Source organism: Microvirga sp. 17 mud 1-3 (genome assembly GCF_003151255.1).
GTDB lineage: Bacteria > Pseudomonadota > Alphaproteobacteria > Rhizobiales > Beijerinckiaceae > Microvirga.
On the sequence record NZ_CP029481.1, the window covers coordinates 1,813,878 to 1,836,045 of the forward strand.

Genomic DNA, 22,168 nt, shown 5'->3' on the forward strand with positions numbered 1-22,168 from the left:
GGGTCTGAAAGCGGACTATGGCCTCGTGTGCAGCACGGGTAGCGGGATTCTGATCATTCTTTGTCGGCATTCATGCTTCCGTAAAGGAATTCATGGCTCCGTTAACATTTCGTTAACCATTCCCGAGCAGACTCGGGCTTGTCGATCCGAAGATCCGATCGGCAACCTTCCCAAGATGCAGGCGGGGCGCGGATGTACCGCCTCGTCCTGCATGGGAAGACGCGTCAGGCACGCGGATAGACTTGCGTTCACGTACAATTTTTCAGTTGCCGTCCGAAGACGAGGGACACACCCCGACCGGAGGAGGATTGTTGGTGCTTATTCTCGATCCGATCTCCGGAGAGTGGGTTGATGTAGAGATATCGTCGGGACGGTAGTGTTGGGCAGATTGCCGGACAGGTCGGGAAGATGTTTCGCATGGGGGCAGGCGTAGCATCTTCCCGATTATAAGATCCTAGTCAGCAGGGGGACTTCATAAGCGCCGGTGCCGGCGCTTTTTCTTTGCGGGTTGCTCCGGCGTTCTCCTTATAGGGAACGAAAAGCCTCAGAATGCGTCCTCATTATCGAGGTTGATCTTTAACGGAGCGATATCATGCTCGGAACACGGATCCTGAAAGCGTCTCTGGCTGTGCTCGTCCTCGGCGGAACGGCCTTTGTCGCGACGCAGCCCGCAGAGGCGGGTGCCAGCACCGGCACGTGGCGCAACGGCATGGTCGAAGGGCCCTATGGGCCAGGCTATTACGGCCCGGACAGGGGACCGCATGCCTATTATCGCGAGGGTTATCGCGGCATTGCTCGTGACGAAGACGAGGATTGCTACACGGTCCGGCGCCGTTTCGTCGACGATTGGGGGCGCGTGATCGTACGCCGCGAGCGCATCTGCGACTGAGCGGGCTTCATGGATGGCCCTGCCAGGTTGCTTCTGTCCGCCACAGGGCCGACATGGCAGGGCATTCTTGGAGACGAGTGTTGTTAAATTTATCGCCTGGGTCGTCAGGTTTTGGCCGGTGGGAACCTATGGGGAACACTTCACAGGCTTTATGTTGCGCTTTCTCGGCTGCAAGAAGAACAAACCGGGAGAAGCCATCACAACTTCATGATTGCTTGGCTGTAATTCTCGAAGCGTAACGGTCAAGCTTGGACCGAGGCAGTTATCCGTAACTCAGAAGGATTAAGGGCTCACATTACGGGTGAGAGGCGGTTCGAATTCCATAAGGTCGCGTTAGTCTTCATGGGAATGTTGCACAGCCTTGGGAGATATCCATGCGCGCCCTGCCGAAGATCCTTATTGCCGCTACGGCGTTTGTCGCTGCGGCAAGCGTTGCGTCCCCGCCTGCCCAGGCTATGGGGAAGTGGCGGGCTTGGTGGGCCTATCATCACGGCGGCAACAATGGCGGTTCACCCGGCGGCTCGCCCGGAGGATCACCGGGTGGCGGTCCCAACCGCGGAGCTCCCGGCCCGATTGCCGGTGCCGGCCTGCCGTTCCTGCTTCTCGCGGGCGGGTATGTCCTTGTTCGCCGGCGCCGCAGCCGCAGGCGCGCTCTCGAGGACGCCGCGCAGCAGGCTCTGCCGGTATCCGAGCGCTGACCGAAATCGCGTCGCCCTTCATCCGATAAGAGCCCGGCCGTGGATTTGAACGAGGCCGGGCACAGCGCCTAAGGGCAGGGCCTGCGCTTCGGGGAGGTGAAGTCTTCCGTGCCCGGCAACAGCGCCGGTGGCTAACCCGAGGCTATTTGCAGCCCAGGTGAATCGATTGCTGCTTCACGGACGTCGGGGAGGCGACGCTCGACAAATATGAGCGAAGCGCTCTCTAGACCATGCTCACAGAACATGGCCTGTCGGCCGTGGTATTGCTGATTGTGCTTTATGCGCTTCATGACTGAGCCCGTTCATGAGGCTCAGAGCCTTCCGCTCGACTGATCAGAGCGCAATATGGTCTGAGGAGGCCCACGAGCCCCCTCAGACCATAAGGATTATGGCTTAGCGGTTATGACTGCCGCCGCCACCATGCGAATGCTCGCCGCCCTTCCGGCCGGCTTCAGAGGCCTTTTCAGGATCGTTCTTGAAGTTGCCGCCACTGGCCTCGCCACCCTTCTTGGCGATCTCGTGCTGCTTGTTCTTGTCCATGGAAGCAAAGCCACGGTTCGAGGTGTCTTTATTCTGAGCCACTGTAGATCTCCTTTGTACCCCTAAGGGAGTCCGGACAACGAACGGGGTCATGATTGGTTCATGCGTGGCAACAAACTCTGTATTACTTCGTGGTGTGACATATGTGCAGCTGGGCTTTAGGCTCGAATCCCCATTAAATTGTTTCGATGTGATTCCTAATTTCTGCTAAGAAGCCTAAGAATCATAAAAAATACTTTCTATTCATTCTTGAGTGCAGTGAATATACACACGCATTTCAGGTATCATGTCCCAGCGCGGACAATCCCGCAGACGCTGAAAGTGATGCTGAGCCTGGCACCAGGGGGCCTTTCTCGTGCCCTGTCTGTCCCCTCCGGTTCCTTGGGCTTCGTACTGTTCAGTCACTGAGTTCGGTCTGCGCCTCTGGCGAGCTCTGGAGGTATCAATATTCAAAGGCCGTCATTTTGATCGATCCGAAATCCTGCTCTGTGTCGGTGGTGCCTGGCCTACAATCTGAGCCTGCGAAACCTTGAGGAGATGATGGCCGAGCGCGGTATCTCAGGCGCTCATGCGACCGTCCGCAGGTGGGTTATCCGCTACTCGCCTGAGCTGCTCGAGAGCTTCAATAGGCGTAAACGAAGCGTCAGCCGGAAACGGCACGTGGATGAGACTTACATCAAAGTGCGAGGCCGGTGGCGGTATCTCCCCGGATTGAGCAGGATCATCGGGCCATCAAGCGGCGGGTCCGGCCCATGCTCGGCTTCCAGTCCATGGTCAGCGCTCGTGTGATCCTGGGCGGCGTCGAGATGATCACATGATGCGCAAGCAGGCCAAGTATGCCTGCAATCGGAAACCATCACTCGCCGCGCAGTTTCACCTGCTCGCCGCATGAGCGAATACGAACCCCTCTGAGATTTCTCTGTCCATAGTCAGAAATTGCGACAAGGCCCCCAAGCTTAATACGGAGGAAGAGTGCAATCCATTCGTCAAGCGGGCGACGGAGAATGCGCGGCCCGGATCCGTCGCCGACCTTCACCGGCTGCCCGCCACGAGATTGACCGCCTGCAGCACCGACCTGAACTCATCACCAAGTTGCTCGCTATCCAAGCCTCCCACCGCAGGACATTGTGAAAGCAATGGAGTAATTATGCCGTTCATCTGAAGATTTTTCTCTGGATGAGAAAGATAACCTCAATTTTATCCCTATCGGGTATATCAGGATTACTGTCGTGGCCTCGAAATAGTTACAGTCTTTTGCTTGATCGAATTGGCTGCCATGGGCCACCATGCGTAAGATTTTTGGGAACGAAGTCGCCTTCCGGAGTCCTTTGTGCCAGGGTGGCACCGCGGCAGCATTGTGAGATGAATGTTATCACAAGCAGCAACAGCGACTGGAGCGTCTCATTATTGGCTTGGGGTGATCCTGCAAGTCTGAAGACGTTCAGCGGATACTCCGCCCAGCTCCGGGCCCAGTTGAAAGCACAAAACCTTCTGCGCCGCGAGTACAACATCAATACAGTTGGAGCCACCGACGCGCTTGTCGGCGCGCTGTCCCTTGTGCCGCTTCTGTCGGGCCGAAGGCCGACGGTCCGTCGCGAGTGGCTCTGGTCACGATCAGCAATCGGGACCTTGTCTCGGAGACTGAATCGCAAGATCGAGCTGGCAGGAGACCGGGGTGCATTCCTGGAAGTCGGAACTCTCGCGCGCGTCGACAAGCGCTTTGGGCCGCAGTTTCAGATCACGGACATGACTGTGTTCCAAGCGCGGGAGGCAGGGCAGTTCGGATTTGGCCATATGTCGGCGGGAACTGTGGCGCAGGCCATTCAGGCGCAGCGCGAGACGCTCGAGCATGCCTGCCACATCTTCGCGATGTCGCAATGGACAGCTGAAAGCCTGGTGAGCCACTACGGCACTCCCGAGAACAAGATTACGGTAGTCTACACGGGCCCAAACATGGATCCCCAGGACGAAGTCGTACAGCGACGTCCCCACCAGATCCTGTTCGTCGGTTACGACTGGAACCGGAAAGGCGGGCCGCTCCTGCTCGATGCGTTTCGTTTGGTTCGACACGCCATGCCCGATGCTGAACTCGTTATCGTCGGGCCGGACCCTGAAGTTCGCGAGGACGGCATTCGGATTGCCGGGACGTTGGACAGACGGGATCCTTCGCAATTCGCCAAGCTGAAGCGCCTTTATCGTGAGTCCGCATGCCTCTGCCTGCCTTCGTGCTTCGACCCCTTCCCGATCGCGATTGTGGATGCCATGACACTTGGGACGCCGGTCGTGGCATTCGACAATGGAAGTCGTCGTGAAGCGATCTTGGACGGAAGGACGGGATTGCTCGCGAGGAATGGAGATGTCGTCGACCTCAGCAGAGCACTAGGAAAATTGCTCGCCAGTCCGGATCTGCAAGTGGTCATGTCCCATGAGGCGCGGAGCCGCGCCCGTGACCTGTTCACATGGGAGCGTGTGGTCGAACGGATCGGAACGACAATTCGGAGACATCTCGATGAATCAGCAAGGTGAGGTACGCCAATCCAACATTCCGTTCCACGTGCCGACGCACGTCTCCTCCGAGCCGAACTATGTCCTCGAATGCCTGGGAGCCGATGAGGACATCCGCTTTCAGAAGGCATGTTCAAGTTTCTTGAAGGCCAACCTTGGCGTACCCTACGTCGAGCTAACAAGCTCCTGTACCCATGCGCTGGAACTGGCCGCGTTAGCACTCGATGTCCAGTCCGGCGACCAGGTCGTCGTGCCAAGCTTTACCTTTACGTCCACTGCGAACGCCTTTCTGCTCCGCGGAGCCACGGTGTCGTTTGCCGATATCGATCCCGAGACCCTGAATCTCGATCCGGAAAGCCTGAAGCAGTGCGTCAGTTCGAGGACAAAGGTCGTGGTTGTGGTGCACTATGCCGGCATTGCATGCGACATGGATCCGATTGTCGAAGCCGCCAGCAATGTGGGCGCGGCAGTGGTCGAGGATGCGGCCCATGCGCTATTCGGAAAATATAAGGGTCGGCCGCTCGGGACCATTGGAGACATAGGAGCGTTCAGCTTTCACCGGACGAAGAACTTCTCCTGCGGGGAAGGGGGGGGCATTCGCCTGCAACAGCGACGAACTTGCCGAGATCGCCGAGGTGATCCGTGAGAAGGGCACCAACCGGAGCCAATTCATGCGAGGGAACGTCGAGAAATACGAGTGGATTCACGAGGGCTCGAGCTACGTTATTGCCGATATGCTCGCAGCCCAACTACTTGCTCAACTCGAGCAATTCGAGCTGGTCCAGTCCAAAAGGGAGCGGGCCTGGCGCTTCTACCATGACGCCTTGCGGGACTGGGCCGAAACCAATGGCGTGCGGCAGCCTAGCCTTCCCGAGTTCTGCGATCCGGCCTGGCACCTCTACTACATGATCATGCCGACAACGGAGGCGCGGGACCGGCTCCTGAGCTATTTGAGAGCGCACGGGATCGGTGCTTCCTTCCATTATCTTCCTCTTCATTTGACGCCGATGGGGCGACAGCTGGGGGGCATGGTCGGAGATGCTCCGGTCACGGAATGGGCGGCGGATCGCCTGATCCGATTGCCCTTCTACACCAACATGTTGCAGGAAGACCTGTTACGCGTCGTTGAGTGCGTCCACCGGTTCCGCTGTTGATGAAGCTTGCGCCTGCAACTGGTCTATGCGTGGGAAACTTATATCACCGGCTGGCGGGAAGGTCCGGTATGTGACGACCCGCCCCCGGCCTTCTATGTGCCATCGTGGCACTATCCCCGGGCGGACAAGCGTACGAACGAATGCTGAAGTTCTGGGCTTCGTGCCATGCAGGTGATACAGAGCCAATGCTCTGTGACACAAAACAAAATCTTGCTTGAAAATCAGCGCTTTAGAGTGGCTGGGGGACCTGGATTCGAACCAAGACTAACGGAGTCAGAGGCCCTGTATATCGAATTAATATCAATGACTTAGGTCGTAAAACTAAGTCATTTATGCTCTATACTACGCAACAGTTTGCCACTTCGCTGTAAAACAGCGCCGACATGGAAAAGGGGCCAGCGGCCCCTTTTTGCGGACGAGGAGACTTATGCTGCACTCTCCCAGTATCGCTCCAGCTTGACCATTGCCTGATCAGCCAGTTCCACTTTTCCACCCAGATAATGGGCAGCGAGAATCTCTTCTACGTGTTTCATGGAATGACCAGTCACCGCTGCGATCTCCAAAACTGTGGCTCCAGCGAGAGCCAGCCGCGTGATCGCAGTACCGCGCAGGTCATGGAAGGTGAGTCCACCGAGACCAGCTTCCTTCTTCTTCTTCGAGAACAATGAACCGAAACCTGACTTCCACTGCTCGCCACGAGCCGTTGTCAGAATGTAGGGACTGGTAGTATTGGCTTCAGCCTCCTTCAGCGCGGCTTTCAGTGGTCCGACCACCTTCAACCGGACGTATGCGTTTCCCTTGGATTGCTTCAAGTACATATACGTTCCGTCGAAGTAGGGCTCTTTTGAAGGACCTTTCTTCCAACGCATCTTCAACAGATCGCCTTGCCGCTGACCGGTCCAGATGGCAAGGAGGGCTGCCATCGAGATATGGGGAGGGGCGCTCTCATAGAATTTGCGCTCATCATCCGCTGTCCAGATCAGATCTTGACGGTTCGATTGATATTCTCTCCCACCTTTTGTGCAGGGGTTCTCGTCGATAAGTCCTCGATCCATGCCGACTGAACAGATTCGAGCCAGCACGGTCCAAGCGTAATCACCCTGGCGCAGCGAGCGCTGATGAAGTTCATCTCGCCATTTTTTGAATACGCCACGGGTTTTCTTGACATTGATCGTCTTGAAGGCTGAGAGGGGCAAGCTTCCGAACTTTTTCTCAACGGCCTCGATGTGCTTGAGGTAGTCTGCCTTCGTCCGGTCGCGGAGTTTCCCGAACTCGGTGGACCCCTTGTAGGTAGCGATCACCGAATGAAAGATGCCTTTCGGTATCTTTGCTGCGTTACGCCCTGCGACGGCTGCTTCGAACTCTTTGGCGAAAGCAAGGGTTCCATACTTCGACTTGAGCCGGGGACCACCACGCCATGCGTAGTAGTATGGTCCAAAGACCTTACCCTTGCGCTTCATGTTAGTTTTATGAAGACCAGCGAGCTTAATCTCCATACCCGTTCTCCTTCATCCACCGATCCAGTTCATTGGCTTCGATATCCAAAGTGGACAGTCCTGAAGCGCGATCAATATGAGCGTCTATGGACTTCTGATCCCACTGGCGCGTTCCAGGTAAAGGCCCTGGAACCAATCCCTTCTCACGCCACCGGTCAAATGTCCGAAGGCTTCTGGCATTACAATAAGCGGCTGCCTCTGCTTTAGTTAAGAGCCGCGCTTTAACAGTGTGCATTCTGTTGGAATGTAGGAGCGTACCGGGGCAACGCTCCGTGGACGGAGTATACCCGGTGGCGATGTTGGTGCGCGGCCTCGCAAGCTTTTTGTGCGCACCAATGTGAAATGATTTTTGCCTTTCAATAAAGCTGAAAGGAGAAGTTTCCCGAGCGGCCTTAAAAATCGTGCGCCGCGCTAGGGTATTACTATCTTCAGATGCCAAGGGAGCCTGAACAGGAGCGCTTCCTTGGCATAGAGAAATGGAACGGTGGCAACTTCGCACCGTCCTTGATCACAATATGACTGCCCACATAAAGCGAGTTTAGAGAGTTTGCAGTCGGGCTTAAAGGGGCGGTTTGAAACGCCCGTTCAAGCGTCAGGCATCTTCGACTTCGAAAAACTCTTCGACGGCAGTCGTTTCGCCGTGCACTTCCAGCCACTCCTGAGCCTCTGTTGGAGTCAGAACTCTGATATCCTGCCCACCACTCCATGAGTTCGGCCCATCTTGCTGGCTATAGCTGGTCATAGCCCCTCCAGCCCCATGAATGAACCAGTTTCCTTTCGCTGTCCGGTAAAGGTCTTCCTCGATCCATTTGAAATCACCGGGGCTATGGCCATTGTTATAGTTCGCGATACGAGTTGCCGTCTCTGTATCATAACGCTTGCCTTCAATAATCTTTCTCATAAAGCCGCTCCAAAAATGAAAATTGTCTGCATTTCTTCATTTGCGGCGATCCCATTATGCAGTTTCTCTGCCAACCGCCCCAATGCGAGGATTAATGCCGAATAATTATTTTCTCGTCAAGCAAAATTTCAAATTATCCAAAGTATTTGAATTTTCGTTGCACGAATAGCAAGGCCGATAAAAAGATAACAACTGATCATGTACTTAGAAAAAAATTTTCGGTCCCCGAAGTAATTTAAGTAAATCTGGAGCAAAAATTAAACCAAATACGGTGCTAGCATGCACCGGACGCACGAATTTGTGCTGCCGATCTCAGGTATATCCTGATCTCAATAGGGAGCAGCTATCGCCAAGCTTGGTCGTCTCAGACGCATTTAGCAAGGCTAACGCTTCCGTCCCGACGCCACTTCACAGGATGGCATGCTCAAAATTGTTGAGAGACTTGTCTGCACGAACTCTCGGATGAGAGGTCAGGGGCATAAATCGTTTGAACTGGCCTGAACGAGCTTATTCTTTGGAACATGCCGCTCCCTCAGCAGGCATTACCTCCTTCGGCAAACGGTCTCAATCAATGCGATCCGGTTCTCTTCCAGATTGCGGCGCTGGTTCGCAGCCATCTCCTTGAACTCTGAGCCCATCAAGAGAACAAAGCTGACAGGCGGAGGTCCGTTCTCCTGGAGGCAGCGGTCCATCCCGATAAACCAGTCTCGACCTGCCGCTGTCGTATCCTGCCAATGCTCCACCTCGAATCCGGCTTGCTCAAGCAGGCTCCGCAAATCTTGCGGTGTGATAAGGTGGCTGATCGAAGGCTCCCGAGCCCACGGGACTGGAAAGATGACCTCACCGCTCGGTCCTTGCAGCACATCGTAGAGAGCGAACACGCCACCGGGCTTCAGGACACGGTAGGCTTCCCGGTACAGCGTCGCCTTGTCTGGGATGTTCATCGCAACGTGCTGCGTCCAAGCGATATCGAACGAACCGTCCGGGAAGGGCAGGTCGAGAGCATTCGCTTGCTGGTACGTGACACGTTCACCAAGGCCGACCCATTCCGCCAGATCGCGAGCGGTCCGGCAGTATGCCTCAGTGAGGTCAATCCCTGTCACATGACAGCCGTAGGTGGCAGCTAATGTGCGCGAAGCTCCACCCAGGCCCGAACCGATGTCGAGAACGCGGTCTGCTGCTGTTGGTTTGATCCAGTTGGCCAGTTCGAGAGTCGCTTGCCGTCCCCGGATATGGAACTCATCGACGGCTGCAAGATCAGTAGGCTGAAGGTGCGCGGGGTCTTTCCCTGCCCGTTGGAGAGCTTCTCGGATAGCCTTGGTCAGATCTCGGTGGGTGTAGTGCTCTTCGACAGCGGCATTCATATTTGCCTCTCTCAGAACCATTCTGAGATAATGTCACCAGTGGGCTGGAAGAGCAAATGCGCATACGGGCCCACAGAGTAGCGGTTCCATCGGCCATGCCTTCTGTACAGGGCAAGGACAGGTTGGACCTCAGGGGCAGATCCGGCATGTGCGGGATGGCGATGAGCCCTCTGAGTTCGATATATTCCTGTTCCGTTCATGACAGATTTCCCGAAGACCGGCGTCGTCTGCGTCAGTTCGACTTCCCGAAAACCGTTTGAAACGCTCGCGACGAACTCTCGGATGAGAGGGCAGGGCGGAATCGAGAACTTTTCGGAGAATGGCTCTTGAAGTCTCAGGCCGTCGCTTGGTTAAAAACACCGACTTAAATTGTTTGGTTTGCCCGCTTGACTACACCCTGAATGCTTGCCGCCCGTTGAGCCAACGATTTGAAGCCAGGTTCCTCCCTTCCGTAGGGCATGGTTTTTAGGATCGCGTGGCAAGGCCGCTGACGAGCTTTGTGGGTCTTGGGCAGCAATCTGACCCGCTTCGTCCTGTTTTCCCATCCATTTCCCTGCCGACTTCATCAAATCGGCTTTGGGACGAACTCTGTTCGCCTTGTCTATCTCATCGAGTGAAACTCGTGTTGTCTTTACTCGACGAGGGAAACCCGTCCTTGCCTTTCTGTTGTCTCCGCAAGGAGCAGGGCGACCAAAAACCGAATATAAAACGAGAAAATACGAACTAAATATCTCGAATTCTCATTGTATATACAACTTTGTCTTTTTCATATTCATATTAATAGACAATGAGAAAGAAATTGACGGGCGCGTACCCTGTTAATGTATAAATGAACACAACAAAAGGACATCAATTTCGGGACTTTTGTTTCATAAACAGAGATTTATTTAATGATTACTCAAAATAAGACCAAACTGCTCCTCAGCCGTTGCCCGCGCCTAGAGGTAATCCAGTGCGCCCAGTTTCAACTGTTCGACAATGGCCCGAACCCTGGCAAGGGAAAGAGCCAGCACAACCTCAAGATCGAGATCTACGCGGGTGGCCGTCTGGATCTGTTCCGTCCATATTGGGCACGCACCGTGCCCCTGATCGCCCCGAAGAAAGTGATGGAGTGGGCCAACGAGGAACGCGCCACCGGTGGCATGAACGACGAGACCCATGGGTATTACGTTCGTACCTTTGAGATCGCCACGGACTATGCCCAGGAAGACAACATCGAATTTGCCAAGATGGGTCACATCGGCGCGAAGAGTGAGAACAATCTTCGCTACGCCGGACAGTTCGTCCTGGTGGTCAAAGAGAAGAACGGACCCATCCAGTGCGTCGTGTATGCCGATGGCGAGATGTTCGGCACAGAGGTCTTCCTCTACGACAAGTTCTGGCGTCCTGGGGGCAAACGTCGTAAGTTCTTCGGCTTATATGATCCGAACAACATGTACGCGCGAATGAAGCAGGAACAGGAGATGGAGGCCAAGGCCGTCGCGCAGTCTGCTGCCCGTGGCTCAAATATCCCCCCTGTGCCCACAGACCAATTCACCGGGTACGGTGCCAGGAGCCCGTTCTAATGCTGACGGCTGGATTTCGCTCGAACAAATTTAAGAACAAGCTATACAAGCCATCTCGCCATTGCACTTTCCTAAGGAATGGCTTGTGACAAACCTTCATCCTTCAATCCTTAGGCGCATCTCCGGTCCGTCCGTTCAGGAACGTGCTCGGCTTCATCCAGATCGTACCGTCGTCCACACAATATCTAACGACGAATGATTTGAGGAGCAGCAGCGTATCGAACAGGCCCTGTGCGGAGGAGGCTATTTCCGAACTGACTATATCGAGCTTTGCATCCCTGCTATGGAGGCGCTGGTAGGCGACTTACATGAAATAGCCATGGAGAGGAGCCTCGGTTACTATGATATGGCTTCGGGGCCGAACGAGAACGGCGACCTTGAGATCGTCATGGTCTTTGCCTCCGCGAAGGATGCCATGGTCTTCAAAATGGCCTTGTCCTGACACGATGGCCTGGGACGATCCCAGGCCATTCTTCATGCCGCGACGAACTCTCGGCTTGCTCTTTCGTCGGCCGTCGCCTGTTTGATCCGCTGGACGGTGGTTGTTCCCGCATCGGTCTCGCGGGCCGTCTCCCGAATGCCTCAACCAGCCAGCAGCATCGCGTTGATGGTCTCAACACGGTCGGCTGGCATGGGTGGACGACCCAGCCGCTTCTGGGCACAAACTCGATCCAGTCCGGCCACGCCTCTGGAACGGATCATAGCTCGTTCATAGTCCGAGAACACCGATAAGAGCGAGAAGAGAAGGCGCCCGCTTGGCGAAGTCGTGTCCAAACCCTGCACATGCAGATACAGACCGATACCCGGCTCTGGATATCTTCAAGGAAACCAACACGGTCCTTGAGGGACCTTCAAACAATTTCAGGCTAAGGGTGAAGCGAGCACACTCTAGGAAATGTCAGAAGAGCGGCGGCTGGGAAGGTCGCGGGCTGTCGGCCGGACGATGGGATTGCGCCTTAAACTGTCTTAGAATCTTGCACCGCACGATACAACGGTTGGTGCACGAAAATAGGGACCGGAATGGCAGGATTGTTTGATCGCCGGACCTACGGTTTGCTGGCAGAAATGTCGGTATTTCGTTCGGCGAGAGTTCAGTCAGGCGGGTGCGGGATGTATTTCCTCAAGAATCGTGGTCACGGCTTATGAGCTTACTTACGAGGCTATCAGGCTATGCGATTCCGAACGGATAGCTCCAGACACGCTCAGCACAATCAGGCCCGCAATCCGGGAAAGGTGATAGCCCGATAGAGGACGCTTCATCCGCGATCTTGGGGATTTCCGGTAGGGCTCAGCCATTCAAATGGCATGATTAATCCCGTAGGAAATCAGGAACCTGTCCGCTCTCGACGGGCTTGGAGTAGAAATAGCCTTGAGCATTGTGGCAGCCCAACTCCCGCAAGCGCTGCGCCTGACCAAGGGTTTCCACCCCTTCGGCGGTGATCTGCATGCCTAAGTTCCGGCCAAGGCTGATGATGGCCTCCACGATGGCCTTGTCACCTGCGTCCTGCTCCAGATTCATGACGAAGCCTCGGTCAATCTTGATGTGGCTCACGGGGAACCGCTTCAGGTGTGTCAACGAGGCATAGCCGGTGCCGAAGTCGTCCAAGGCCACGGAAATGCCCCTGCTGTGAAAGCTGTTCAGTGTTGCGGAGATGCTGCCCGCGTTTTGGCTGAGGAGGACCGTCTCTGTGACTTCGACCTCAAAGTTCTCTGAGGGAATCTGCGCGGCATCCAGAATGCGGAACACATGATCGGTAAGCCCCGGCTGGCTGAACTCGCACGCCGAGAGGTTGAACGCCACTCGGCCTGGATCAAGCCCGGCGTCGAGCCATTGACGGAGATCTGAGACGGCCTTGGTCAACAAGCTCTCGCTGAGCGCTATCGCCAGCCGAGGGTCATCGAAGGCGGCCCCAAAATAATCAGGGGAAAGGATGCCCCTTTCCGGGTGTCGCCACCGCGCCAGCACTTCAAAGCCGATGATTGCCCCAGACGAAAGACAGATCTTGGGCTGATAGAAGGGAACGATCTGACCCTTGGGCAGGATCTCTCGAACCTCCTCCAGCAGCGAAACCCGCTGCTCGACGGCGGATCGCAGCGTCGGGCAATAGGTGACCACGCGGCTGCGCCCCTGCGCCTTTGCCTCAAAAAGAGCAATGTCAGCATCCTTGAGCAGATCGGCGGGCGTGGCATCATGTTCCGGAAACGCGGCGACGCCAATGCTGGCTTTACTGGCGATGGCCCGTCCAAGATACCGGAATGGCTCGCTAAGTTTCTCGCTCATGATCCCGGCGAGCCGAGAGGCATGCTCCAGCCGGAGCGGTTCGACGACCAGAACCGCGAATTCGTCGCCACTGAACCGGGCAACCGTGTCGCAATCCCGCATCAAAGCCTTGAGACGGTGGGCGGTCTCGCGCAGAAAGGCGTCGCCCGCGTCATGACCGAGCGCGTCGTTGATCTCCTTGAAGTGGTCGAAGTCGATCAGGAGCAGGGAAACGGCAGTACCATTCTGCTTGGCGTCAGCAAGTGCCTGCTCCAGGCGCTGCTGGAACAAGGCGCGGTTGGGCAGGCCGGTGAGGGCGTCGTGATTGGCCACGCGCCAGATCTTGGCCTCCGACTCCTTGCGGTCTGTGATGTCGAAGGTCACTCCGACAAGGCGATCCGGACCTGCCTTCTCGCCACGTAATCCCAGCCATAGCATCTTGCCGTTCGGCAACGTGTACCGAAATTCAATAGTGTCGGAACCAGTTGTACCTGATCTGGGGTGAAAGTGCTCTCGCAGGGGTCGGTCTTCTGGGTGAACTCTGTCAAGGAATTCTGAGAGAGGACCGGACCCGATCCCGAGGAGTCCGAAGGCATTCTGGGATCGTGTGACGTGGTTTGTGGCAAGGTCTTGTTCCCAGGCAATCATACGCCCTGCGGACAGAGCAAGACGCAACCGTTCGACTGTCGCATGAAGTGTCTCCTCCGACCGCTTGTGTTCCGTAATGTCCCGGATAGTTCCAAGTTTACGGATAGGCTGACCGGTCTCGCTGTAAATCGTCTGCCCAGTCGCCGCCGCCCACCGTTCCTCACCATTGTCGGCCCGAATGATCCGGCAGACAGAGCGATAGCCGGAGCCTGTGTCGGATCGATCATCGTAAAAGACCGTTTCCATCCGGGCGCGGTCTTCAGGATGAATGCAGCTCAGGAAGGTCTCGCCCGTGAGCGGAGCATCGGCGGCAATTCCCAGGATCTGTCGGGTCTCAGGTGTCCATTCGTGACGATCAGCGCTCAGGTCCACGTCCCAGATGCCTAGCGCTGTGGTCTCAACGGCAAGCCGCAGCCGCTCTTCGCTGGCCCGCAGAGCCTCTTCGATCTGCTTCTGGTCATGAATATCGGCAAGAGTGCCGACCCATTCCCGGATTGAGCCGTTGCTGTCCTTAAGCGGAACCGCTCTGGCACTGGCCCACCGATACTCGCCGCCCCGATGGCGCACCCGGAACTCAGCCTGATATGAGGCACCCGAGATGACCGATGCCAGCCACTGGGCGATAGCGCATTCACGATCCTCCGGGTGCAGGGTATCGAGCCATCCTTCCGCTGAGTGTTGATCCTCGTGCTCTCCGGAGAGCCTGTTCCAGCCCGAGACCTGCGCAAACTCTCCGTCAGGCGTGGCAGTCCAAAACACCATGGTGCTGGCCTCAAGCAACGCCCGGTAGCGATCCTCGCTCTCGGCCAGCGCAGCCTCGGTCCGCTTGTGATCGGTTACATCATGCCCCTGGATGAAGATCCCCGAAACCGAGCCATCCTCTGCGGCGATGGGCTGGAAGATGAAATCGACATGGCGAAGGGCGGCTGGCTCGCCGGGCGTGGACTGAACAAGAGCGGGGTGGCCACGACCGATGTAGGGCTGCCCTGTGACGTACACCTGATCGAGTAAGCAAGTGAAGCCTTGGACATCGATCTCGGGGAGAGCCTCGCGAAACGGTTTTCCAATGACAGGTCGGAAGCCGATAAGTTGCTGGTAGGCAGCGTTGGCCATCTCGAAGACATGATCGGGACCGCGCACCACAGCCATGAAGCCGGGGGCTTGCTGGAACAGAGAATGCAGTAATCCTTCATTGGCCCGAAAAGCATTCGCTCTTCTACATTTGGGGGACTCTCTCAGTATCTTGTCTGTCGTTTCCGTACAGGCGCAGAACATCCCTGCGACTTCGCCACTGTCGTCAAAGATCGGGCTGTACGAAAACGTGAAATTGGCAATTTCCTGAAAGCCGTTACGGAAGGTCACAAGGGGAAGGTTCTCCGACCAAGTACCTTCCCCAGCCAACGCTCGATCCACCAGAGGGCCGATGGCGGGCCAAACATCGGCCCAGATCTCTGGGAATGGACGACCAAGGGCATCGGGATGACGGGCACCGAGAACGGGGCGATAGGCGTCATTGTAGAAGGAGATCAGGCCCGGCCCCCAGGCCATGAACATCTGGTGTTTCGAATTGAGCAGAATGCTGAGAGCCGTTTTGAGGGCGTGGGGCCAAGCCTCTGGCGGCCCAAGAGAGGTCTTAGACCAGTCATAGGCACGGATAAGCGTACCCATATCCCCGCCGCCACGAAGAAACCAATGCTCGATGTGGGATGTGCTCTTGGACAATGTTGTGCCCCAGTAGGATACTTCTGCCTGATATCAGCGAGGCAGTTCCATTCCCGCCGAGGCTCGGACAATATGTCGAAAACATGGCATAACCCAAAATGGGTAATGCGATACAGATCCATTGTGTTCCGCTTGAGCGCCTAGGCCTCGGTTATTGAGTTGCATGTCGAGCCGAGATGATCGACGAGATCAGCCTTCGGACGGTGCAGGATTTATAGTGGGTATTCGAAACGATTTGAACCGACAGGGAAGCGCTGGGCGACAGCGAAAGCTGATGGAGGTTCAACATGCCGATACCAGTTTGAAGCAAGCTCGCGACTGACGGCCAACACCGACAGGTAGCCAAAGTTCGTCACAACCGGCTCTCTGAACGCAAATGCAACGGTCGGGAATGGCCGAAAACGAGTTGAATTCGTCTCGGCACATCTGAAGGTGATAAATAGAAAGCGTGTATTATAATGAGGCAAAAAGATATGGACGCGGAATATCGCCTCTATGTATAAATGTCTCATCGGAAAAAATTGACGAATTCCGCTACATAAACTCAATTTCGCATCATTTTTTGAAGAAATTATTTTCATGAAGACTTTAAATTACAGCTTTAACATTCAGCCAAATTCTATCTCTATTAACGTCTGCGCTCAGCACATGGCCTTTCTCGCCCATGGTCTCCTCGGAGAGGTCGATACCCACTGGACACAGGCAATCGACGGAAACGGCGTTACAATGCGGTTCCAGAAGCCGGAGCACATCGCACAGTTCGTTTCACGCTGGCATTCCCTGACCCAGGCGGACTGGTACCAGCCGCTTCGCCACGGCAACGATAGTGAGAACCAGATCCTTAGTTCATCGAGTTCTGAACACGAATGCGAGGTCGTCCTGACCGGTGGCCTGTATCGTCGGGAAATCCAAAGGATCGAGAACGATTATAAAGAGGTAGGCATTCCACACGCGGAGTTGGGCGATTACGCCGAAGCAGCGGAGGTCGGCCTGCTGAACAAAATGGTGCGGCTTGCCAGCCACCTTGATATTGACGGCTTCGAGGTAGAGAGCCTCGACGACTGCGAATACAGGGACGAAGAAAGCGATCCTTTGAACCTGAGGGTACGGCTCAAGTTTACAAACCGGTCGAATTTGAGTTTCTTTTTGCGTCACGTCCAACGCCTTGGATGGTGTGCGTGAGGCTTCAAGGGCTGATCGCGGCGACGGTACAGGGGGCGAAAGCCCCCTTCTTCTTGGCCAGACCGACATTATAGATCTCACGATTCGATGCTCAAACCATTGGAAGAGGTTCGAGTCGGTACACTCTTCGAACTGTCAGAAGAACTTCGGCTAGGTCGGTCGTAGGATTCCGGGCTGGAAGCAGGTTCTGGCCACTGGCAAACTCTGCACCGCACGATGTAACAAGCGGTGCATGAAAATACGGACAGGAACGGCAGGATTGTTTGATCGCAGGACTTAACGTTTTGCTCGCAGAAACGTTGGCACTTCGTTCGGCGAGAGTTCGTCCAAGGCGGCTGATCACGACACCTCCCAACGCTCCAAGATCCGGAAAAATGATTTGAAACGGACGAACTGTCGAGACACTGGAACGGGTGCCTTACGTAGGATGAAGCGGGACAAAACTTACTGCTGTAGCCTCAAAGGCTGGCTGTTTGGCCCACTCTCCCGCGACCGTTCGCTCTCGCCTGATCGCTTTAAGGAGTTGTCCCATCTTCAGGTGCCACTTGAGAGACCGCACAGCGTCTTTGCGCAATGTCGGCATACTCCGGATTGATCTCAATAAGGACGGCATGCCGCCCGAGACGCTTCGCAACAAGCCCTGTGGTTCCGGAACCGCCGAAAGGATCGATCACTGTGCCGCCTTCAGGACAACCCGCCAGGATACAGGGCTCCACTTGCTCCTCGGGAAAGGTTGCAAAATGACCATGACGCTGAGAGCCGGTTGAGACCGTCCAAACAGATCGTTTGTTCCGGGTCACGAAACCATTCGTCTCAAGCTCTTGGCGCATCCTCTCCTTGGCGGCATTCAGACCTGTATTGCCACCCGACACCACACCATGGGTTTCTCGGGTGTCTCGCTGAGGCGAGCCGGGTCTCATCGTAGCCCCGCGTTCACGGACGGCCGCTACGTCGAACACGTACTTCTCCGACTTGCAGAGCAGGAACATATACTCGTGAGAGCGGACGAAGCGATCCCTTACCGGCTCCGGCAAGGGGTTCTTCTTGTTGATGATGATGTCTTGACGTAGACGCCAGCCATCCTCTTGGAGAGCCCAGGCGATGCGCCAGGGAAGCCCGAGAAGGTTCTTGCGCTTGAGCCCTCCGGATGCCCCCACTCTTTGCATGGCATCGCCGAGGTTGAGCCAGAGTGTGCCGTCTTTGCGCAGCACGCGCCGGATCTCGCGGAATACTTCGACCAAGCGGCTGATGTATTCCTCTGGGGTTTCCTCATGCCCGATCTGCCCTGACACGCCATAGTCCCGCTGTTGGAAATACGGTGGACTGGTGATGCACGTGCTGAAGGTGTTTTCCGGAAAAGATTTCAGCACGTTGAGGCAGTCACCAATGTGAACATGGACCTGCGGCTCAAGCGGAGCGAGCGCCTCCACGGCAGCCTCAGCCGCGCGAAGGGCAAACGGCAGACCAAGAACAGCCATTACGCGGGACAAGCTATCGATATGCCCCTGACCTCGCTCGATTTGGCCAATGGTTGGCTTTGAGAGCCCCGTTTCGCAAGCAAGCCGCTGCTGGGAATATCGCACCGATTTCCGCCTTTCCCTCAGCCACGATCCCAATCCTATATCGTTCGACTGTGTTGCAAACCGGTGATCGAGCCCATGAAGAACCGAGATCAACGACGTAACTGTACCTTTGTTGTTCTCTAAGTTCCTGACAGTGGCGAGATCAATTCCAGCCTTCTCCGCCGTGGCCTTAAGAATCAAGCTGCGGTAGCGCCGTGCACGGCGCAGTTCGTGGCCGAGAGTGAGAGAGGTTGGAGATAGGAGATTCATTGTCCAAAGGGCTGGCGAAGGAAAATCTTAGATAGCCCAAAAAGGAAAAGAATTCCCCACTTCTCCAGATGTTATATAATGGCGTATATTAATGTGCTTTAGTTGGCGCTTGATACAGGAGAGCGGAGCATCAACGGCCCCATTACGGTGTGAGGCATGGGGCGATCCAACCCATGCGGCGAGCCGCTCTGGCCGATCATGAAGCTGCTAGCCACTCCCGCAGCTTGGTCCAGCGCCGCTTGATAGTCCCGCCCCGAACGGCCATAGCCACAGCCTTCTTCTGGCCGACAACTACAACGAGCCGCTTGCCACGGGTCACGCCGGTATAGAGCAGATTCCGAGCCAGCATCGTGTAATGCTGTGTCACGACCGGAATAATGACAGCAGGGTACTCGGAGCCCTGAGACTTGTGGATCGTCGTCGCATAGGCGGGCACCAAGGTGTCGAGTTCGCCAAATGGATATGAGACCTCTCGCCCGTCGAATGAAGCGATTAGCGCCCCCTCCTCGTCGTCGATCCGCACCACTGTACCCAGGTCGCCATTGAAAACTTCCCGGTCGTAGTCGTTCTGGGTTTCCATCACCCGGTCACCGGGCGAAAATCGCCAGCCGAACCGTTCGACCGTCGCGGGAGGGTCGGGGTTGAGAACACGCTGGAGTTCGATGTTGAGATTGCGGGCTCCGAGAACACCACGGTTCATGGGACAGAGCACTTGGATGTCCTTGATCGGATTAAGCCCAAATCGTTTGGGAATCCGATCCCTGACCATCTCTATGATCTTCCCAACGCCTTGCTCGGGTTCGTTAATCCCAATGAAATAGAAGTCGCTTCCCTCCCCAGACTTGGGCGGCTCGGGCATCTGACCGTGGTTGATCCGGTGGGCATTCACGACAATCCGACTTTCCGCCGCCTGCCGGAATACCTCCGTGAGACGCGCGACCGGAATACGATCCGAGGCAATGATGTCAGCCAAAACTTGTCCAGGTCCAACAGAAGGCAACTGGTCTACGTCGCCGACCAGGAGCAGACTGGAGCGACTCGGAATGGCCTTGGTGAGCGCATTCATCAGCGGCACATCGACCATCGAAGTCTCGTCCACTACCAGCAGATCGCAGTCGAGCGGATTCTGTTCATTGCGTGAGAAGCCGCCATGCTTTGGATCGATCTCCAGCAGGCGGTGGATGGTCTTGGCTTCCAGCCCAGTCTGCTCGGTCATGCGCTTCGCTGCGCGACCGGTAGGAGCCGTCAGCGCGACTTTGATACCCTTGGCGACGAGGAGCCGAAGGATGGTATCGAGAAGGGTGGTCTTGCCGACGCCGGGGCCGCCGGTCACCACCGCCACCTTGGAGCCGAGCACCAGCTTCAGCGCCTCGCGCTGGGAAGCCGCCAGAGTCTTGCCCGTACGGCTCTCCAGCCAGGGAATAGCTTTGTCGAGGTCGATTTCGGGCCACGGCGGTGGGCCGGAGGCTCGTTCGGCTAGCCGTGAGGCAATGGCCTGTTCAGATAGATGAAGGCCCTTGAGGAACAGACACGCCTCGCCGCCGATGGTATCTGAGACGACTTCTCCTTTGGATACCTCGTCTAAGATGGCCGTTCGGATCAAGGCTCCGTCCACTTCCAGCAATTGCACGGCCAGTCGGGTGAGCGCCTCAACCGGCAGAGCGCAATGTCCCTCGTCGGTTGCAGTCTGAAGCGCGAAGGAGATTCCGGCGCGGATACGTTGCGGGGCGGTTTTTTCCATTCCGAGCTTGGCCGCAATGGCATCCGCCGTCTTGAACCCGATCCCGCGCACATCCTTGGCCAAACGGTACGGATCTTCGGTCATGACCTGGATGGCCTCATAGCCATAGGTTTTGAAAATGCGCATGGCCCGCGCCGTGCCGACCCCATGGGCGTGCAGAAAGATCATGATCTCCCGCACTGCCTTCTGCTCGGCCCAGCCCGCCACAATCTTCGAGGCTCGCCAGGGGCCGATGCCGGAAATCTCCGTCAGCCGGTCAGGGCTCGCCTCGATGATCTCGAAGGTATCGACGCCAAAGGCCGCAACGATCCGTTTCGCCATGGCCGGTCCGATGCCGCGCATCTGACCCGAGGCGAGGTATTTCTCGATCCCCTCTGCCCCGGTGGGCGGGGTGGTCTTGAGGACCTCAGCCTTAAACTGGAGCCCATGCGTGCGGTCAGAGATCCAGATACCACTGGCCGTGATCCACTCGCCTGCGGAAACAGCAGGGGTGTGCCCGACGACTGTCACAAGATCCCGTTTGCCCCGCGTATGGACCTTGAGGACGGCGAAGCCATTCTCGGCATTGTGGAAAGTGACGCGCTCCACCGAACCTGCGAGGGTCTCTAAAACAGGTCTTTGGTCTGCCTGTGGCGCTCGTATCATAAGGTTCATGGTGTCTGCCGGAGGCTTCCAGCTTCTCCAACTCTATCGCTGGAAAACGCCGCTGACGAGAACGATCAACATGGCGTTAGACGGCCACCAGGAGTGTCGTGGCGAGCACAAGAGTTCCGAGGATCACCGCAGAACTAGCCAAATCAGTCCACCGAGCTTTGCTGTGGAAGTTTAACTCGCCAAGCATCGCAATTCCCAATCAGAGGATAAATGTTCATCATTTGTTCTCAACATAGACCGCTCATACAATGGCGGTCAAGGGCGGTAGTTGATCATAGATTCGGCTCAACCCTTTGCAGCGTCAGGAAATGTTCGTTTTGCTCCAACCAAGCCTTCTTCGCCTCCCAATCTGGCAGGATTGACCCAACCAGACCCCAAAATGCGCGGTCGTGGGTACGGTGGCGCAGGTGGCACAGTTCGTGGACGACGGCATATTCGAGCACGGCTTTGGGCGCGAAGATCAGGTGCCAGTTCAGGTTTACCACCCGATCTTGGCCACAGCTTCCCCAGAGGTGCTTCTGATCCTTGATCTCGACGCGCCGGGGCTTCAGCCCATTTGGCTCACCGTGCTGCCGGACGATGGCCATCACGTCCTCGCGAAGGCGCTTGCGCAGCCACAGGCGCAGGGCGGTCTCAATAAGTGTGTCCCGCGACGTTTCCGGAATGCTCCGGGGGCAGCGGATGATGAACCCGTTGCGGAAAGAAACCTCGACAAGCGTTCCGTCCGAAGGCTCGACCGTCAGCCGCATCAGCCTTCCGCGATAGGGAACCTTGGCCCCGCTGGCGAACCGGAAAACCTTCGGTGTGGCGGCGATGCGATCCGCCATGTGGCGGGTCTGCTCGACCAGCCATTCCCGGCGGCGGTGCAGCAGTTCGGTGATCTCACTATCCGAGGCCGCCTCCGGAACGACGACCTCGACCGCTTCAGGAGTCACCGTAATCCGAGCGCTCCTGGCCTTTTGCGAGCGGCGGAGCGTGTAAGGGATTTCCGTCGTGCCGACCGTCAGAACCGGCATG

At 56.4% G+C, this 22,168-nt stretch carries 16 protein-coding genes and 2 pseudogenes; 9 read left to right on the forward strand and 9 right to left on the reverse strand.

What is annotated here, in order from left to right:
• Window positions 1–592: 592 nt before the first annotated feature.
• Both C4E04_RS08625 and C4E04_RS08630 read left to right on the forward strand, forming a co-directional pair.
• Complete coding sequence (locus C4E04_RS08625) at window positions 593–889, forward strand: hypothetical protein (RefSeq protein WP_109596724.1); 297 nt, start codon at window positions 593–595, stop codon at window positions 887–889.
• A 374-nt stretch (window positions 890–1,263) separates the two neighbouring features.
• Window positions 1,264–1,587, forward strand: coding sequence for a hypothetical protein (locus tag C4E04_RS08630; RefSeq protein WP_109596726.1), 324 nt, complete (start codon window positions 1,264–1,266; stop codon window positions 1,585–1,587).
• 393 nt (window positions 1,588–1,980) lie between these two features.
• Here C4E04_RS08630 and C4E04_RS21170 read toward each other — a convergent pair whose 3' ends face one another.
• On the reverse strand, window positions 1,981–2,127 hold the full coding sequence (locus C4E04_RS21170; protein WP_109600953.1) for a general stress protein: 147 nt from the start codon (window positions 2,125–2,127) through the stop codon (window positions 1,981–1,983).
• 445 nt (window positions 2,128–2,572) lie between these two features.
• Between C4E04_RS21170 and C4E04_RS08640 the strand changes: the two are divergent.
• The 4 genes and pseudogenes from C4E04_RS08640 to C4E04_RS21565 all read left to right on the forward strand — a co-directional run.
• Window positions 2,573–3,019: pseudogene (locus C4E04_RS08640) on the forward strand (DDE-type integrase/transposase/recombinase).
• 470 nt (window positions 3,020–3,489) lie between these two features.
• Window positions 3,490–4,653, forward strand: coding sequence for a glycosyltransferase family 4 protein (locus tag C4E04_RS08645; protein ID WP_162559330.1), 1,164 nt, complete (start codon window positions 3,490–3,492; stop codon window positions 4,651–4,653).
• A complete protein-coding gene (locus C4E04_RS21560) occupies window positions 4,637–5,278 on the forward strand; it encodes an aminotransferase class V-fold PLP-dependent enzyme (RefSeq protein WP_210204614.1) in 642 nt (213 codons plus the stop codon). The genes C4E04_RS08645 and C4E04_RS21560 overlap by 17 nt, the downstream gene beginning before the upstream one ends.
• Window positions 5,256–5,786: pseudogene (locus C4E04_RS21565) on the forward strand (DegT/DnrJ/EryC1/StrS family aminotransferase); the annotation flags it as partial. The gene C4E04_RS21560 and the pseudogene C4E04_RS21565, both read left to right, overlap by 23 nt.
• 425 nt (window positions 5,787–6,211) lie before the next feature.
• Here the strand turns inward: C4E04_RS21565 and C4E04_RS08655 are convergent.
• From C4E04_RS08655 to C4E04_RS08670, 3 genes are all read right to left on the reverse strand, one after another.
• On the reverse strand, window positions 6,212–7,282 hold the full coding sequence (locus C4E04_RS08655) for a tyrosine-type recombinase/integrase (RefSeq protein ID WP_109596730.1): 1,071 nt from the start codon (window positions 7,280–7,282) through the stop codon (window positions 6,212–6,214).
• Window positions 7,283–7,874: 592 nt separating this feature from the next.
• Window positions 7,875–8,183 carry a hypothetical protein gene (locus C4E04_RS08665; RefSeq protein WP_109596732.1) on the reverse strand — a complete coding sequence of 103 codons (309 nt, stop codon included), beginning with the start codon at window positions 8,181–8,183 and terminating at the stop codon, window positions 7,875–7,877.
• A gap of 542 nt (window positions 8,184–8,725) precedes the next feature.
• Window positions 8,726–9,547 carry a class I SAM-dependent methyltransferase gene (locus C4E04_RS08670; protein WP_210204615.1) on the reverse strand — a complete coding sequence of 274 codons (822 nt, stop codon included), beginning with the start codon at window positions 9,545–9,547 and terminating at the stop codon, window positions 8,726–8,728.
• An 890-nt stretch (window positions 9,548–10,437) separates the two neighbouring features.
• On the opposite strand from C4E04_RS08670, the gene C4E04_RS08675 reads away from it, so the two are divergent.
• Together C4E04_RS08675 and C4E04_RS21570 are read left to right on the forward strand one after the other, a co-directional pair.
• Complete coding sequence (locus C4E04_RS08675) at window positions 10,438–11,112, forward strand: hypothetical protein (protein ID WP_109596736.1); 675 nt, start codon at window positions 10,438–10,440, stop codon at window positions 11,110–11,112.
• Window positions 11,113–11,431: 319 nt separating this feature from the next.
• Complete coding sequence (locus C4E04_RS21570; RefSeq protein ID WP_256385778.1) at window positions 11,432–11,554, forward strand: hypothetical protein; 123 nt, start codon at window positions 11,432–11,434, stop codon at window positions 11,552–11,554.
• Window positions 11,555–11,694: 140 nt separating this feature from the next.
• Here C4E04_RS21570 and C4E04_RS21725 read toward each other — a convergent pair whose 3' ends face one another.
• Window positions 11,695–11,895, reverse strand: coding sequence for a recombinase family protein (locus C4E04_RS21725; protein WP_371682045.1), 201 nt, complete (start codon window positions 11,893–11,895; stop codon window positions 11,695–11,697).
• Between the two features lie 526 nt (window positions 11,896–12,421).
• Window positions 12,422–15,688, reverse strand: a complete 3,267-nt coding sequence (locus C4E04_RS08685) for an EAL domain-containing protein (protein WP_109596740.1) — start codon at window positions 15,686–15,688, stop codon at window positions 12,422–12,424.
• A 633-nt stretch (window positions 15,689–16,321) separates the two neighbouring features.
• Between C4E04_RS08685 and C4E04_RS08690 the strand changes: the two genes are divergently transcribed.
• Window positions 16,322–16,924 carry a hypothetical protein gene (locus tag C4E04_RS08690; protein ID WP_109596742.1) on the forward strand — a complete coding sequence of 201 codons (603 nt, stop codon included), beginning with the start codon at window positions 16,322–16,324 and terminating at the stop codon, window positions 16,922–16,924.
• Window positions 16,925–17,439: 515 nt separating this feature from the next.
• Here the strand turns inward: C4E04_RS08690 and C4E04_RS08695 are convergent.
• The 3 genes from C4E04_RS08695 to C4E04_RS08705 all read right to left on the reverse strand — a co-directional run bounded on the left by C4E04_RS08695 (window position 17,440) and on the right by C4E04_RS08705 (window position 22,167).
• On the reverse strand, window positions 17,440–18,687 hold the full coding sequence (locus C4E04_RS08695; protein ID WP_162559331.1) for a DNA methyltransferase: 1,248 nt from the start codon (window positions 18,685–18,687) through the stop codon (window positions 17,440–17,442).
• Window positions 18,688–18,952: 265 nt separating this feature from the next.
• Window positions 18,953–21,151: an ATP-dependent RecD-like DNA helicase gene (locus C4E04_RS08700; protein ID WP_109596746.1), complete on the reverse strand. Its 2,199-nt coding sequence runs from the start codon at window positions 21,149–21,151 to the stop codon at window positions 18,953–18,955.
• Window positions 21,152–21,423: 272 nt separating this feature from the next.
• Window positions 21,424–22,167 (reverse strand): M48 family metallopeptidase, encoded by a 744-nt coding sequence (locus C4E04_RS08705; protein WP_109596748.1) that lies wholly within the window; start codon window positions 22,165–22,167, stop codon window positions 21,424–21,426.
• Window position 22,168 lies beyond the last annotated feature (1 nt).

Coding starts and splice junctions, on each gene's coding strand:
- C4E04_RS08645 (WP_162559330.1), top strand. CDS start 3,490: ATGAATGTTATCACAAGCAGCAACAGCGACTGGAGCGTCTCATTATTG.
- C4E04_RS08690 (WP_109596742.1), top strand. CDS start 16,322: ATGAAGACTTTAAATTACAGCTTTAACATTCAGCCAAATTCTATCTCT.
- C4E04_RS21570 (WP_256385778.1), top strand. CDS start 11,432: ATGGAGAGGAGCCTCGGTTACTATGATATGGCTTCGGGGCCGAACGAG.
- C4E04_RS08665 (WP_109596732.1), bottom strand. CDS start 8,183: ATGAGAAAGATTATTGAAGGCAAGCGTTATGATACAGAGACGGCAACT.
- C4E04_RS08670 (WP_210204615.1), bottom strand. CDS start 9,547: ATGAATGCCGCTGTCGAAGAGCACTACACCCACCGAGATCTGACCAAG.
- C4E04_RS08705 (WP_109596748.1), bottom strand. CDS start 22,167: ATGCCGGTTCTGACGGTCGGCACGACGGAAATCCCTTACACGCTCCGC.
- C4E04_RS21170 (WP_109600953.1), bottom strand. CDS start 2,127: ATGGACAAGAACAAGCAGCACGAGATCGCCAAGAAGGGTGGCGAGGCC.
- C4E04_RS08685 (WP_109596740.1), bottom strand. CDS start 15,688: ATGGGTACGCTTATCCGTGCCTATGACTGGTCTAAGACCTCTCTTGGG.
- C4E04_RS08700 (WP_109596746.1), bottom strand. CDS start 21,151: ATGAACCTTATGATACGAGCGCCACAGGCAGACCAAAGACCTGTTTTA.
- C4E04_RS21560 (WP_210204614.1), top strand. CDS start 4,637: ATGAATCAGCAAGGTGAGGTACGCCAATCCAACATTCCGTTCCACGTG.
- C4E04_RS08675 (WP_109596736.1), top strand. CDS start 10,438: ATGATTACTCAAAATAAGACCAAACTGCTCCTCAGCCGTTGCCCGCGC.
- C4E04_RS08625 (WP_109596724.1), top strand. CDS start 593: ATGCTCGGAACACGGATCCTGAAAGCGTCTCTGGCTGTGCTCGTCCTC.
- C4E04_RS08630 (WP_109596726.1), top strand. CDS start 1,264: ATGCGCGCCCTGCCGAAGATCCTTATTGCCGCTACGGCGTTTGTCGCT.
- C4E04_RS08655 (WP_109596730.1), bottom strand. CDS start 7,282: ATGGAGATTAAGCTCGCTGGTCTTCATAAAACTAACATGAAGCGCAAG.